Origin of the sequence: Microcoleus sp. PH2017_09_SFU_O_A, assembly GCF_020738625.1 — a bacterium.
Taxonomy (GTDB): Bacteria; Cyanobacteriota; Cyanobacteriia; order Cyanobacteriales; family Microcoleaceae; genus Microcoleus.
Genome location: NZ_JAEQCF010000049.1, coordinates 66492 through 81449, shown reverse-complemented (window position 1 = coordinate 81449; position 14958 = coordinate 66492). Strand labels below are relative to the sequence as shown.

Sequence of the window (14958 nt, the reverse complement as noted above, 5' to 3'; positions counted from 1 at the left end):
GACGGCAGTGCCGTGTCCCTACAATTAATCATGGTAGGGACAGGGCACTGCCGTCTCCTCTTCATTCCTCAACCATAAGTTAGCAACCCATTAGTCAAGCTTGGGGATCAGATAACTATAATTTCACCTCATCCATCGGTTCTTGGGGCCTGTCCGGCGATATACTATTAGGCGGTAAAGCATTAAAAATCTTTACAAAGTCCCCGCTCTCTAAGCCTACTCCTACGAAGGACGGGTGAAAAATTATATGGCGATCGCTCAAAAGCTGGAAACATGAACCCAGGAATTGACTTACAAGGAAGTTTTGTAGAAGCCCTGACGAATTTGGGCTTACCGGCGGACATCGCCCACGTGCTTTGGCTACCACTGCCAATGGTGCTGATGGTTGTCGGTGCTGTATTCGGGGTACTGACTAGCGTCTGGCTAGAGCGGAAAATTTCCGCCGCCGCTCAACAGCGGATTGGCCCGGAATTTCTCGGCCCCCTGGGAGTCCTAGCACCCGTTGCCGATGGCATGAAGTTGGTATTCAAAGAAGACATTGTACCGGCAAAAGCTGACGCGCTGCTGTTCACGCTCGGCCCGGTAATTGTCGTGATTCCAGTGTTTCTGTCCTACTTGATCGTACCCTTCGGAGAGCATATGCTCATCGCCGATATGGGGACAGCGATATTTCTCTGGATTGCTCTTTCTAGCATTCAGCCGATCGGCTTGCTGATGTCGGGCTATGCTTCTAACAACAAATACGCTCTCCTCGGCGGACTCAGAGCCGCTGCTCAATCCCTCAGCTACGAAATTCCCCTAGCTTTGGCAGTATTGGCAGTTGTGATGATGTCCAACAGCTTAAGTACGATCGACATCGTACACCAACAAGCCGGCTACGGCATCATCGGCTGGAACGTCTGGCGACAACCCGCAGGTTTCCTGATTTTCTGGATTGCAGCACTAGCCGAATGCGAACGTTTACCCTTTGACTTACCCGAAGCAGAAGAAGAATTGGTAGCAGGATATCAGACTGAGTATACAGGCATGAAATTTGCCTTATACTACATCGCTTCCTACGTTAACCTCGTCCTTTCTTGCCTGCTAGTAGCCGTTTTGTACCTCGGTGGTTGGGAATGCCCGATTCCCGTCGGAGTTATCACAAATGCCCTGGGATTGAGCGAAACAACTCCTTGGTTACAGGTAATTACCGGCACGCTGGGCATTACAATGACCTTGTTGAAAGCCTACTTTTTCCTGTTCTTGGCAGTTCTGCTCCGTTGGACTCTGCCACGAGTTCGGATTGACCAATTGCTAGATTTGGGATGGAAGTTTTTGCTTCCGGTTGCTCTAGTTAACTTGCTATTGACCGCAGCTTTGAAACTTGCCTTTCCCTTTGCTTTTGGCGGTTAATTCATAATAGGTAAAGGGAGCTGTAGGGAAACGGCACTGCCGTCTCCTGATTGCCGGATATAACTGTAGGGAAACGGCACTGCCGTCTCCTGATTGCCGGATATAACTGTAGGGAAACGGCACTGCCGTCTCCTGATTGCCGGATAAAAATACCTGTTAACTCTCATTACCTATTATGAATTAGCAATTACCAAAAACTCAAGTACAGAGAGAGAAAACGATGCTAAAATTCCTCAATCAAGTAGGCGAATACGCCAAAGAGACTGTTCAAGCTGCTAAGTATATCGGCCAAGGACTAGCAGTGACCTTCGATCACATGAGACGCCGACCAGTTACAGTGCAGTATCCTTACGAGAAACTAATTCCTTCCGAACGTTTTCGGGGCAGAATTCACTTTGAATTTGACAAGTGCATCTCCTGCGAAGTCTGCGTTCGGGTATGTCCAATCAACTTACCTGTTGTAGATTGGGAATTTAACAAAGAAACTAAGAAGAAGCAACTCAAGCACTACAGTATCGATTTCGGGGTGTGTATCTTCTGCGGTAACTGTGTAGAATATTGTCCGACTAATTGTTTGTCGATGACAGAAGAATACGAGTTAGCCGCCTACGAACGTCATGAATTGAATTATGACAACGTGGCCCTCGGACGTTTACCATACAAGGTTTCAGACGATCCGATGGTGACACCGTTGCGCGAATTCGCTTATTTGCCGAAAGGTGTGATGGATCCTCATGAAGTTTCCTACACCGATCGCCGTGCAGGCCTCCGCCCAGAGGAAATTCAGGAAAGTAAGTAATGGGAATGGGGAATGGGGAATCGGTAATTGGGAATGGGGAATGGGGAATGGGGAATCGGTAATAAGTTATTGGAACTAACAAACAACAAATTACCAACTACCAACTACCAATTACCAATTGCCAATTACCAATTGCCAATTACCAATTCTCAATTACCAATGCCCAATTACCGATGGCCAATGCCCAATTAACAAAGGATTAAATATTGTGAATCTAGCCGAAGGGGTTCAAATTGTTTCATTTGGCATACTCGCCGTAATGATGATTGGAGGAGCATTAGGAGTAGTCCTGTTCTCCAACATCGTTTACTCAGCATTTCTGCTGTGTGGCGTATTTACCAGCATTGCCGGCTTGTACCTATTGTTGAATGCTGACTTTGTAGCAGCAGCCCAAATCTTAATTTATGTTGGCGCTGTTAACGTCTTAATTTTGTTTGCCATCATGTTGGTAAACAAACGAGAAGAGTTCCGCACAATTCCTAACGCTTGGGTGCGTCAAGTCGCAACCGCAGTCGTTTGTGCTGGTTTGTTTGCACTTTTGGGCACGATGGTAGTGTCTACTCCTTGGGCAATTGTGACAACGACGGGAGCACCCGCCGAAAGTTCGATCGTGACGATCGCCAAACACTTCTTCACCGACTATTTGCTACCTTTCGAGTTAGCATCGGTATTTTTGTTGATGGCAATGGTAGGAGCAATTGTGTTGGCGCGCCGCGATTTCTTTGCGGATGAACTGTCCGTGAAGCAATCAGATACACCAGCTTTTAGTTTGCCTGAACGCCCCCGCGAATTAGTTTCAGCCGGTGATGTTTCTTCACCGGAAACAAAGTAATTGTAGGGTGTGCACTGCGTACCTATCTGTTCGTCAGGCGAGAAACCTGGTTTCTGTTCGCAGCCTCTGTATCTGCCTGTTTTGTAGTAATTTAGACTGAGAGCAACTCCCAAAAATTATGCAACTGCAACTCCAGTATTTCCTGTTATTAGCTGCTGCACTTTTCTGCATTGGCATTTACGGTTTAATTACCAGCCGAAACGCCGTGCGGGTATTAATGTCGATCGAGTTGATGCTGAATGCAGTCAATCTCAATCTGATGGGTTTTTCTAACTATCTTGACCCCGTACAGATTAAAGGTCAAGTATTTACTGTTTTTGTAGTAACCGTTGCGGCTGCTGAGGCTGCTGTTGGTTTGGCGATCGTCTTGGCGATTTACCGCAACCGCAATACCGTAGACATGGAAGAGTTTAATCTGCTGAAATGGTAATCAGCGGTCATTAAGCTGTCAGAATTAAGGTGGAGGGTTGACCAAATTGGGGAATTTCGGTGTTTTAGCTCAAATATCCCCAACCCTCAACCCAATAAATTAGAAGCAAAAGACCATCAAGGGCGATCGGCTAATAGAGATAAGCTTGAAATGTTTTCAGATGTCGCAAAACTATAAAATGTCTGAAAAGTATCGTGTAATACCACTTCAAACAACTTCAAACCAAAGCTCCCAGAGCAGTTGGTAAAAATCCTAATTACTGCCAATTCTCAATAAAGTCGCTGTAGAATACAGCAATACAGATAATTTTTCTCACCAATACTTCGGACGGGTGCATCTGGCGCAAGGCAAATATGTTTGTAGGGGCGAAGCATGACCGAAATCAATATGAGATGATAACTAATAACTTATATGCGGTCATGCTTCGCCCTCTTGAAAAGTGAGATGCACTCCTTCGGACAGTATTCGATCGCCAAGAAGAGCATCAAAGTTTCAAGGGGAGTCGGTAATCGAGTTGCCAACGGAAAATCAAGGGTTTCAGACTACAACTAAAAACTGTCCGGACTATTGCTCATAATTGTAGCTTATTTTAAATATCGCGATCCCGAAAGGGTGCAGTAGCGATCTGAATTTTGGAAACTTTGCTACTTGTAAGGAGTTTTTGTGTTACTTAAGTTCGGGTATCTTAAAAATTAGCAATTCCCGATTGTAACCTACCGAATTCATTGGGACTATCGTACCATTTTTTTAACTTATATTGAGTCATATCGGACAATCTATAGCAGTGGAAAGTGGACAGTTGACAGTTGACAGTTGCAGAACCCGAATCAAATCATTGATGCAGTACGGGTATCGGCTCTATTCATGAAGTTATTTATGCCCTCACCGATGTGGCGGTTGCTATAGTATGAGAAAAATTCAAAAACATACTGGTAAAGCCTTTGTAACTGCTGCGAGCGCAGCCTTATCAATTCTGGCGGCTACCATGATTCTCGATCGCTCCGAAACTCAGCGATTTCAGGAACAACAACAGGCAGATACTCTCAATCAACTGAGTACCGTGCGAGCCCGTTTGGAAGGGGCAATTAACACCAGACTTCTTCTCGTAGAAGCTTTAGTCACTCATGCTTCAACCCGTCCCGAACTCACCCAAGATGAATTTACAGCTATTGCTTCTCCTCTGTTGGAGAGGTATCGAGGGATTCGGAGTACGAACCTAGCCAAAAAATCGGCGATTAGTCATATTTATCCGGTTGTAGGCAACGAAAAAGCTTTCGGGTTGAACTTAGCAGCAACGCCGACCCAAAAAGAAGCTGTCGATCGAACTATTGCCTCAAAAAAATCGGTTGTTGCCGGCCCGGTTAAACTCGTACAAGGCGGTACTGCATTTATTAACCGATCGCCTATTTTTGTCAAATCAATAGAGGGAAAATCTGAATATTGGGGACTCGCGAGTATTTTGGTCAATCCCGAAACTATCTATGAAGAAGCCGGATTGTTACAAGAATCATCTAACTTAAAATATGTACTGCGTGGCAAAGATGGATTGGGGGAAAAAGGTGAGGTTTTTTTCGGCAATGGGGCAATTTTTCAGGAAAAACCCGTTTTTCTTTCCGTCACGTTACCGAACGGTTCTTGGCAGTTGGCCGCCGTTCCTAAAACTGGATGGTATGACCATTCACCAGTTACTATTTGGTTGAGGGGAGGAGGTATGACGATCGCACTTGTGGGAAGCATCGGTGTCTTCATTTTAGCTAGCGAACCGGCACGGTTGCAATTGGCGATCGATCGCGCCACCGCCGCATTGCGCCAAAATGAAGAAACACTCAAACAGAAGAATGCCGAGATGAAAGCCTTGAATTCAGCGTTATCTGAAAGCGAAGGTCGCCTATCGCAATTCCTCGATGCCATGCCCATTGGTGTTTTTGTCACCGACAGTCACGGAAATCCCTACTACACCAATCAAACTGGACAGCATCTTCTCGGTCAAGGTGTGGTAGCATCCGTTGCCGAACAAATTCAGATTCAATACAAAATTTACCAAGCTGGTAGCGATCGCATTTATCCTCAAGAATCAGATCCCCTGTTAAATGCGTTGCAAGGAAAAAGCGTGCGTCGCGAGGATATGGAAATTCATCATCCAGACAAAATTATTCCCATTGAAAGCGCAGGAACGCCGATTTACGATGCGGATGGAAACCTAAGTTATGCGATCGCAGCTTTCCAGGATATCACCGAACGCAAACAAGCTGAAAAATTGCGCGAAGATTACAATCGAACATTAGAGGAACAAGTTGCCGAACGCACAGCCGAACTATCCCAAACCTTAACCGAACTCCAACTAACTCAAGATGAATTAGTGCAATCGGAAAAAATGGCAGCATTAGGTCAACTCGTAGCAGGAGTTGCTCACGAAATTAACACCCCGTTAGGAGCAATTCGCTCTTCTGTTAGTTATATTACCGACTTTCTCAACGAAAACCTCAGCCAATTTCCCACATTATTTCGCGAACTTACCCCAGAACGAGAAACACAATTTTTGGAATTGTTGCAACGATCCATTACCAACACCACGATCGTATCCGGTCGCGAACGCCGACAACTCAGAAAAACAATTACTAGCCAACTCGCAGCCCAAAACATTGAGAAATCTGAAGGATTAGCCAATATCCTCCTCGACTTAGGAGTTCACGATCGCCTCGAACCTTTATTCTCACTTCTACGACAAAGCGACAGCGACCAATTTCTCAAAACTGTACGGGCCTTTGTGCGCTTGCAGGCCAGCACCCGAGATATTAACATCGCCAGCGATCGTGCCGCCAAAGCCGTGTTTGCCCTAAAAACCTACGCCCGACACGACTCTAGCGGTGAAACAATCGAAGCCAACATCCTCGACGGCATAGATGCAGTTTTGACCCTCTATCAAAGTCAGATCAGACAGGGTATAGAATTAACTAAAAACTACGAACATATCCCACCCATTCAGTGTTATTTTGACGAACTCAACCAAGTGTGGACGAATTTGATTCATAACGCCCTACAAGCGATGAATAACAAAGGATCTCTCACCGTTAACGCAATTCACAATCACGAAAATATCCAAATTAGCATTGCCGACAGTGGCACGGGGATTCCCCCAGAAATCCACTCGAAAATATTCCAACCTTTCTTTACCACTAAACCTCCAGGCGAAGGAAGCGGATTAGGACTGGATATCGTTCGCAAAATCGTTGCAAAACATCGGGGACAGATTACTTTTGAATCTCGTCCAGGTCAAACCACATTTACAGTTATCCTACCAATAGAGCGTTAAAAAAAAAATGAGTAAACCTATTGTGATTTGTATTGATGACGAGCAAATTGTTCTGGATAGCCTCATCCGAGAAATATCAGAATCTTTAGACAATGAATGCGATATTGAAACAGCACTGGGAGGTGCGGAAGCATTAGAGTTGGTGGATGAGTTAATCAAAGATGGTAGTGAAATTGCGCTGGTGATTTCTGACTATATCATGCCAGATATCAAAGGAGATGAAGTCCTACGATACGTTCACGAAAAACTCCCACAAACTCTAAAAATTATGTTGACAGGCGAGGCAACAGTTGAAGGAATCGTGAATGCGATTAACTCCGCAAAACTCTATCGATATATTTCCAAACCTTGGCACAAAGTCGATTTAAAATTAACAGTTAAAGAAGCAATTAAAAGTTACGTGCAGGAAAGAAAGCTAGCCGAACAGAATAAACGATTAATAGAAAATGAACAGCGATTGAGACATTTTTTAGAAGCTATGCCAATTGGTGTATCGGTTCATAACGCTCTGGGACAACTAACCTACGCCAATCAAAAATCTAAGGAATTGTTTGAAATCGCAGAAGGGACAATCTCGAATATCGAAAATTTACCCCATATTTATGCTTTGTATCAAAGCGAGCGCCAAGATTTGTGCCGATCGCCAGACTTGCCGATCGCGCGTTCTTTGTCAGGAGAAATAGTGCGAACTGACGATCTAGAAATTCATCAAGAAAAACGGATCGTTCCTTTAGAGATTTCTTCGACACCAATTCGCGATGAAACTGGAAAAATTTGTTATGCGATTGCCACTTTTTCCGATATTACAGAAAGGAAACAAGCCGAAAAACTTAGAGAGAATTACAATCGTAATTTAGAATCTCAAGTTTCCGAAAGAACGCAACAGCTACAGCAAAAAAACGAAGAACTTGCCAATACTTTAAAACAGCTAGAATCAGCTCAGCAGGAATTGATTCATTCTGAAAAAATGGCAGCATTAGGTCAACTGATTGCGGGAGTTGCCCACGAAATCAATACACCTTTGGGTGCGATTCAATCCTCTGTTAAATATATTGGCGATTACTTCTCGGAAAATTTGGCTGCATTACCGACATGGTTTCGACAGTTGACACCCGAAAAAGAATTACAATTTAAGGAATTATTAGCGCGATCGCTGCTAAATCCTGCATTGATTTCTGGAAGGGAAAGACGACAACTGAGAAAAGCAATCGTCGCCCAACTAGAAACCCAAAATCTCAGTAATGCTGATACTCTTGCCAATTTGCTTCTCGATCTTAAAATCTACGAAAATATAGAACCTCTGTTCAATTTATTTCAAGAGCCCAGCAGCGAAATATTTCTCAAAGCAGTCCGCTCTTTTGTGCGATTGCAAGAAAGCACTAGAGATATCAATACTGCCTCTGAAAGAGCTGCAAAAGTTGTATTTGCACTCAAAACCTATGCCAGACAAAATCTCAACGAGCAAAAAATTAAAGTCAATATTATCGAAGGATTAGAAGCAGTTCTGACACTTTATCAAAATCCAATCAAACATGGAGTAGAATTAATCAAAAACTATGAAGATTTGCCTCAGATCGAATGCTATTTCGATGAACTCAATCAAGTTTGGACAAACTTAATTCACAATGCTTTGCAAGCGATGAATTATCGGGGAATACTCAGAGTTGATGCCGCTCGATTGAATGGTAACATTGAAGTCAGTATTACCGATAGCGGTAATGGCATACCAGAAGAGATTCAAGATAAAATCTTTCAGCCATTTTTTACCACTAAGCCTCCAGGAGAGGGCAGCGGTTTAGGGCTGGACATCGTGAAAAAAATTATTGAAAAACATGGAGGGACAATTCATTTTCGATCGCTGCCTGGAAAAACTACTTTTATTGTGGCATTGCCAGCAGATATTTAGAGTAATTTGATGTTAAATTGTTTGTAATTTCAGCAGAAAAAATAATTATGCCTAAGCTTGCAATTCTGTGTGTTGATGATGAAGTTGTTATTTTAAACAGCGTACTGCGACAAATTCAAGAAGAATTTGATGACCAATATGTATATGAAACTGCCGAAAATGCAGAAGAAGCACTAGAAGTTTTAGACGAACTTTATGAAGAAGGAACTCAAGTCGTAATTATTGTTTCTGATTGGTTAATGCCGGGAATGAAAGGCGATGAATTGCTCGTTGAAGTCCAGAAAAGGTTTCCAGGAACGGTGAAAATTTTATTAACCGGACAGGCAGATGATGCAGCGATCGAACGAGCCCAAAAAGAAGCAGATCTTCATCATCTTATTCCCAAACCTTGGACAAAGCAAGAACTGATTAACTCCATCAAGTCGGGAATTGAAAAATTATAAATTAATCCCACCTTAGAGGAATATGAAAAAACCAGTCATTCTGTGTGTCGATGATGAGCAAATGATTCTTGATAGCCTCAGAAAAGAACTATCAGAAACCCTGGAAAATCAATATCAAATAGAAACAGCGCATGACGGGCATGAAGCGCTGCAAATGGTTGATGATTTATTAGAAGATGGTCATCAAATTGCTGTCGTGATTGCCGACTACATGATGCCCAGAATGAAAGGAGATGAAGTCTTAAAAGAAATCCACAACAAATCTCCTTCAACAATTACGATCATGCTGACGGGGCAAGCGAGTATCGAGGGAGTCACCAATGCCATTAATACGGCAAAACTCTATCGGTACATAGCTAAGCCCTGGCAAGCTGAAGATTTATTTTTGACGATAACAGAGGCTACAAAAAGTTATATGCAAGCAAAAAATATAATTAAACAAAATATAGAATTAATTAAAATAAACCAAAATTTAATTTCTTTAAACACAGCTTGTTCTCGCTTCGTACCGGATGAGTTTCTAAAATTGTTGAACAAAGAAAATCTTGTCGATATTGAACTTGGTGATTCTGTGAAAAAAGAGATGTCAGTTATGTTTTCTGATATTCGATCGTTTACAAGTCTTTCAGAAACCATGCCTTTAGAAGATATTTTTAAATTTATTAACAGCTATTTTTCTATAATGGAACCCGCTATTATTGAGAATAATGGGTTAATTGACAAATATATTGGCGATGCGATTATGGCATTATTTGGTAGTGTTTATCATGCGGATTATGCCGTTAAGGCGGGAATCTCTATGCTCAAAAAACTTGCCGAATACAATCTAACCCGAAAAGCACGCGATCGCCCTCCCATTAAAATTGGCATCGGCATCAATACAGGAATGTTAATGCTTGGAACTGTCGGCGGAAAATTTCGTATGGACGGGACAACAATCGGCGATGCTGTCAATATAGCCTCCCGACTAGAAACTTTAACTAAGCTGTATGGCGTGCCTTTGTTGATTAGCGATTGCACATTTTTAGGGTTAAAAGATGCTAATCAATATTGCATTCGTTTAGTCGATCTTGTACAAGTTAAAGGCAAATCTAAAGTGGTATCCGTCTTTGAAGTCTTGGATGCAGATCCGCCGGAAATTCAAGAGCAAAAACTCGCTACTAAAACCGAGTTTGAGCAAGGGTTAGTATTTTACACAACAGAAGAATGGGAAGCTGCTTCCCGATGTTTTGAAAAATGCTTGCAGCATAATCCACAAGATACTGTAGCACAATTACACTGGAATCGATGCCAAAATAAATACTCGAATTAAAGGGCGATGAATGCTGGAAATAGTCGGATTATTGGTTATTTGAGAAGATATACCAATAACCAATAATCAATGATATCGTGTCCGATCCATTAACCGCAATTAGATTCGATCGCGCGTGGCCACGAAAGTCCGCAAAATGGAGCGGACTTGCGTGGGTACTACCAACTGTTTTTGTTATGGTAATTGACCGGAAATGATATGACTAATCACTAATGACTTCTAGTAATTTCTAGAGTGATTTTGCCTCCAAAATCAGGAATCGGGGCGGCAGGTTTTGAAAGTTGTAACTTAACTTTATCAACCAACGGTAGTTGTAAAAGCGCTTGGGCGATCGTATCTGCTAACCGTTCGATCAATAAAAACTTGGAGTTTTTGACTAACTCTTGAATGAGAGTAATGGCGCTGCGGTAATCGAGAGTATGTTCAATATCATCACTTTTTCCAGCTTTCGACAAATCTAGCCAGAGAGTGACATCCACTTCAAACCACTGCCCCAAAACCTGCTCTTCCGGTAGGTAGCCCGTGTAGCCGTAGCAGCGAATTCCTGTAAGTTGAATACAATCCATTGTGAAATAAACTAAAAGTAAGTTGCCTATACCAAATTGTATTAAACCAGATAAAGTTATCCTGGGTGCATTTCAATTTGGAAAGGGCGAAGATATTTGCAAAAATGAGATGCACCCGTTCTCCTTCTCTTGTATCTCTTTCTTTCTCCCCTCTGCGCCCTCTGCGCCCTCTGTGGTTAAATAACTCTTATTCTATCTTAAATTTTACAACTGCCCTCCCTTCTCCAAATTATCCAGAAAATCCTCAGCAACTTCACACCATTTCTGCCTAATTTCTGCATCTTCGGGCTTGTCTGTCAATGTACGACCTTGTAATTCGGGATATTTATTGTAAAATAATTCATCTACTTTTTGATAGAATATATCTGGGTCAATGTTGAGATTTTTGCGACGCTTTCCAATTTTTTCTTGCCTAGCTATTTCTGCATCTAAAGACGTATTTGTGGGAAATTGTGGAAGTTCCGGAAACTTGGGTAATTCAGGCAGTTTGGGTAGGGTAAAACCAGATTTGACGGCACCAAAAGCTAACACTCCCGGCAATAAAACCACGCTTAAACTAGCGACAGTTTTCCAAGGAATTAATTTTAAAATATTGGTGTTTTTAACAATTTGAGGGTTTTGGTTGACAGGAGTATGATTGCTGGTAGGAGTTTGAGTGGTGTTTTTGAAGGGGCGGCCGACAAAGTTCATTGTGACCATTTGGGAGATGATGCTGCCAATTTGGGATAATTTTGGGTCTTTGAGTGCTTCACGGACTTCTTTTGCAGATTGGTAGCGATCGCCCGATCGATCTGCTAACATCCGATCCAATACCATCCCTAAGTTTTGACTGACACTGACGCGATCCCGCCAATCCCAAGTTTTTTGATTAACATCGTACAATTTCTGAGGCTTTTTCCCTGTCAGCAAGACTAAAGCGGTGACAGCCAAAGCATACAAATCGCTAGCCGGAGACACTTTACCCTGTCGCATTTGTTCGATCGGCGAATATCCCTGTTTGCCGATCGCCGTATCCGATTGTCCCTTAGACTGAAATAGAGCACTCGCTGCGATTTGTTTGACAGAACCAAAATCAATTAAAAACGGTAGTTTGTCAGCATCATGCTGAATAATATTGTCCGGCGAGATATCGCGGTGAATTAAATTTTTCGAGTGGATGTATTCTAAAACTGGTAAAAGCTGAAATAGTATTTGAGTAACTTCGGCTTCGCTAAAATTTTTACCTTGTTGCTGGCGCGATATCAGTATTTCTTCGTAGGTTTGACCTTTGATATAATCTTGCACTAAAAATAAAGATGGATTCCCACCGATATCGGTTCGTAGAAGTTCTCGGAAACGCGGGATTTGGGGGTGTTGAAGGCTATAAAGGATACTCGATTCGCGATCGAACAATTCGGCCGCTTTCGGGCTGTGAACCACCGGAGAAAACTCTTTGAGCACGCATTGTTCGCCGTAGCGGTTGGTATCTTCTGCGAGGTAAGTCCGCCCGAAGCCGCCGCGGCCTAATTCGCGGATGATGCGGTAGCGTTTTTCGAGGGTGGAACCTGGGGCTAGGGGGGAAGGGTTGGACATAAACCAGGGCGGATTGTTCGATTTGGGGAGTCGCGGGGGACGGTATAGCTTATTGTAGCTAAGTTTGGTTGGCTGTGAGGGCGATCGCACTTTGATGGTGTAGAGGTTTGTGATTTGATTAAATCAATTAATTAAATCATCTATATCTTCTATGAGAGTCATAGGAATAGACGATCAGAGAAGTTTGACTTAAAGTATAACTAAGAAGTAAGAAACGGCTTCACAAAAATACTAGATACCCGACTTTTTTTAAAGTCGGGTGTCTAACAGCCTACTCTTAAAATCATCCCAACTGCGATCGCGCTTATTCACCTGCTTTTTCTGCTAACTTATGCTCTTTCAAAGCTTCTAACTGCTTTCTGACTCTTTCCCGGCGACGCACGTAAAGCGGGCTATTTTGTAAATCGACTTCTGCTAGAGCCTGAGCCTGCGCCAACTTCATATTCAAATCTTCCAACATTAAATTCACTTCGCGCCAGCGAGCTATTGATTTTGCTCTCGTCTCTGCATCAGGAATTTTTTTTTCATTATTCATAATAAGTTCCAATTTCTTTTTGTTTCTTGAGCTGTTGCCTCTACAGCATAGGCTGTAGCGACTGCCTGTTCGATTGACTGATACAGTAAATTTAGTGTAGCAGAATTAGCTGCTGGTTGAGACTCAGCTATCTGCAACACTAACCCATAAATGCGATTGTACAAAGTTCTTAACCTTTCCTCTGCATTTCTGACTTGCTCTAGCTCATCAATCGTCTCATCTGTCTCGCCATATTGCTCAAACAAGCTAGACTCCGTTTCCGTCGCTAGGTTAATCACTTGAAACAAGCGAGGCAACAAGTTAGAGATTGTTGTTAAGGTTTCATCTGGTAAATTCGCCATAATGCAATTAGACTTTCACTCCTAGCACAGCACAGGTGATTTTACCATATAGCCGCGATTTCAAACTCTAAATTCCCTCTCACATCCTGTGCTGTTCTTAATGATAACTCTGCGCGATTATTGACTTTTTACAAATCCCGATGAGTGAATTCCTTAGCCTCATTCCCCACATAACTAGCCGCAATATGACCATCTCCAACCACTCGATACTTATACGTCACCAATCCTTCTAAACCAACAGGCCCGCGAGGTGGCATTTGCTGCGTACTAATCCCCACTTCTGCACCGAAACCGTAGCGGAAACCATCGGCAAATCGAGTCGAACAATTATGATAAACTCCGGCCGCATCTACTCCATTTAAAAATGTTTCGGCGGCTTCGCTATCTTCGGTGACAATCACATCTGTGTGTCTCGAACCGTAAGTGTTGATGTGGTTAATTGCTTCTTCCACAGAGTCTACGATTTTGATTGACAAGATTAAATCGCTGTATTCTGTAGACCAATCTGTTTCTGTGGCTGCGGTAATATCCAGGATTTCGCGGGTGGTTTCGTCTCCCCGCAATTCGACTTTTTTCTGCTGCAATGCTTCGGCAACTATGGGCAGAAATTTGGGCGCGATCGCACTGTGAACTAACATAGTTTCAATGGCATTACACGCGGCGGGATATTGCGTTTTGGCATCGACGGCAATCTCTACTGCTTTGTTGATATCCGCAGCTTTGTCTGCATACAAATGACAAATTCCGTCGGCGTGTCCCAACACAGGAATTCGGGTATTATCCTGCACAAACTGGACAAAAGAGTTGGAACCTCTGGGAATAATTAAATCTATATATTCATCCATTTTTAGCAGTTCGATTGTTTCTTCCCGCGTGGTTAATAACTGGACTACTTCGGGATTGACTGCGGTTTCTGCTAATGCTTGGCGAATTACTTTTGTCAAGATTTCGCAGGAACGGACTGCTTCTTTGCCGCCTTTGAGAATTACGCCGTTGCCGGATTTGATTGCCAAGGATACTATCTGAATTAAAGCTTCTGGACGCGCTTCAAAAATAATCCCTAAAACCCCTAAAGGACAGGTGATGCGCTTCAGAATTAATCCTGTGTCTAATTCGCGGTGAATTTGGACGACACCGATCGCCTCTGGGAGCTTGGCAACGTCGCGCACACCCGCGATCGCACTTTGCAACTTGCTTTCGTCTAACTTCAGGCGATCGTACAGCGGTTTGGCAATGCCATCCGCCTCAGCAGCCTTGCAATCAGCAGCATTCGCCGCCAAAACATCCGGCGCAGCAGCTTCTAAAGCTTTAGCAATAGCTTCAATCGCTTGATTTTTGGCATCAGCGGACAAAACTGCCAATTTCCTAGCAGCTTGGCGCGTTTTTTGGGCAATTTCAATAATCGACATGGCGTTCATTCAGTTGACAGTTGACAGTTGACAGTTGACAGTTGACAGTTGACAGTTGACAGTTGACAGTTGACAGTTGACAGTTGACAGTTGACAGTTGACAGTTGA

The 14958-nt window shown here is 43.1% G+C and carries 15 protein-coding genes; 9 read left to right on the top strand and 6 right to left on the bottom strand.

Annotated elements, in window-relative coordinates; genetic code table 11:
• The first annotated feature begins 273 nt into the window (after window positions 1–273).
• Window positions 274–1392 carry an NADH-quinone oxidoreductase subunit NuoH gene (gene nuoH / locus JGK16_RS19065; protein WP_293176334.1) on the top strand — a complete coding sequence of 373 codons (1119 nt, stop codon included), beginning with the start codon at window positions 274–276 and terminating at the stop codon, window positions 1390–1392.
• On the opposite strand, the gene JGK16_RS19060 is transcribed toward nuoH, so the two are convergent.
• Window positions 1389–1559 carry a hypothetical protein gene (locus JGK16_RS19060; RefSeq protein WP_293203330.1) on the bottom strand — a complete coding sequence of 57 codons (171 nt, stop codon included), beginning with the start codon at window positions 1557–1559 and terminating at the stop codon, window positions 1389–1391. The genes nuoH and JGK16_RS19060 overlap by 4 nt on opposite strands.
• Window positions 1560–1612: 53 nt before the next feature.
• Between JGK16_RS19060 and ndhI the strand changes: the two genes are divergently transcribed.
• The 8 genes from ndhI (at window position 1613) to JGK16_RS19020 (ending at window position 10427) form a co-directional block, all read left to right on the top strand.
• Window positions 1613–2191, top strand: a complete 579-nt coding sequence (ndhI, locus tag JGK16_RS19055; RefSeq protein WP_293149617.1) for an NAD(P)H-quinone oxidoreductase subunit I — start codon at window positions 1613–1615, stop codon at window positions 2189–2191.
• A 33-nt stretch (window positions 2192–2224) separates the two neighbouring features.
• Window positions 2225–2383 carry a hypothetical protein gene (locus tag JGK16_RS19050; protein WP_293176249.1) on the top strand — a complete coding sequence of 53 codons (159 nt, stop codon included), beginning with the start codon at window positions 2225–2227 and terminating at the stop codon, window positions 2381–2383.
• Window positions 2384–2399: 16 nt separating this feature from the next.
• Window positions 2400–3023 carry an NADH-quinone oxidoreductase subunit J gene (locus tag JGK16_RS19045; protein WP_293176247.1) on the top strand — a complete coding sequence of 208 codons (624 nt, stop codon included), beginning with the start codon at window positions 2400–2402 and terminating at the stop codon, window positions 3021–3023.
• Window positions 3024–3147: 124 nt separating this feature from the next.
• Entirely contained in the window at window positions 3148–3453 is a 306-nt protein-coding gene (gene nuoK / locus JGK16_RS19040; protein WP_228042566.1) for an NADH-quinone oxidoreductase subunit NuoK, read from the top strand.
• A 907-nt stretch (window positions 3454–4360) separates the two neighbouring features.
• Entirely contained in the window at window positions 4361–6766 is a 2406-nt protein-coding gene (locus JGK16_RS19035; protein WP_293191783.1) for an ATP-binding protein, read from the top strand.
• 7 nt (window positions 6767–6773) lie between these two features.
• Window positions 6774–8672 carry an ATP-binding protein gene (locus JGK16_RS19030; RefSeq protein WP_293191784.1) on the top strand — a complete coding sequence of 633 codons (1899 nt, stop codon included), beginning with the start codon at window positions 6774–6776 and terminating at the stop codon, window positions 8670–8672.
• Window positions 8673–8719: 47 nt separating this feature from the next.
• Window positions 8720–9115 (top strand): response regulator, encoded by a 396-nt coding sequence (locus JGK16_RS19025; protein WP_293176241.1) that lies wholly within the window; start codon window positions 8720–8722, stop codon window positions 9113–9115.
• Window positions 9116–9137: 22 nt separating this feature from the next.
• Entirely contained in the window at window positions 9138–10427 is a 1290-nt protein-coding gene (locus JGK16_RS19020; protein WP_293176239.1) for an adenylate/guanylate cyclase domain-containing protein, read from the top strand.
• 209 nt (window positions 10428–10636) lie between these two features.
• On the opposite strand, the gene folB is transcribed toward JGK16_RS19020, so the two are convergent.
• From folB to JGK16_RS18995, 5 genes are all read right to left on the bottom strand, one after another.
• On the bottom strand, window positions 10637–10993 hold the full coding sequence (folB, locus tag JGK16_RS19015; RefSeq protein WP_293176237.1) for a dihydroneopterin aldolase: 357 nt from the start codon (window positions 10991–10993) through the stop codon (window positions 10637–10639).
• A 204-nt stretch (window positions 10994–11197) separates the two neighbouring features.
• A complete protein-coding gene (locus tag JGK16_RS19010) occupies window positions 11198–12565 on the bottom strand; it encodes a serine/threonine-protein kinase (protein ID WP_293191787.1) in 1368 nt (455 codons plus the stop codon).
• A gap of 304 nt (window positions 12566–12869) precedes the next feature.
• A complete protein-coding gene (locus tag JGK16_RS19005) occupies window positions 12870–13100 on the bottom strand; it encodes a hypothetical protein (protein WP_293176233.1) in 231 nt (76 codons plus the stop codon).
• On the bottom strand, window positions 13097–13441 hold the full coding sequence (locus JGK16_RS19000; RefSeq protein ID WP_293176231.1) for a hypothetical protein: 345 nt from the start codon (window positions 13439–13441) through the stop codon (window positions 13097–13099). Before JGK16_RS19000 ends, JGK16_RS19005 begins: the two co-directional genes overlap by 4 nt.
• Window positions 13442–13569: 128 nt before the next feature.
• The gene (locus JGK16_RS18995; RefSeq protein ID WP_325315962.1) at window positions 13570–14850 is read right to left on the bottom strand and encodes a glutamate-5-semialdehyde dehydrogenase; all 1281 of its coding nucleotides are present in this window, start codon (window positions 14848–14850) and stop codon (window positions 13570–13572) included.
• Window positions 14851–14958: the final 108 nt, after the last annotated feature.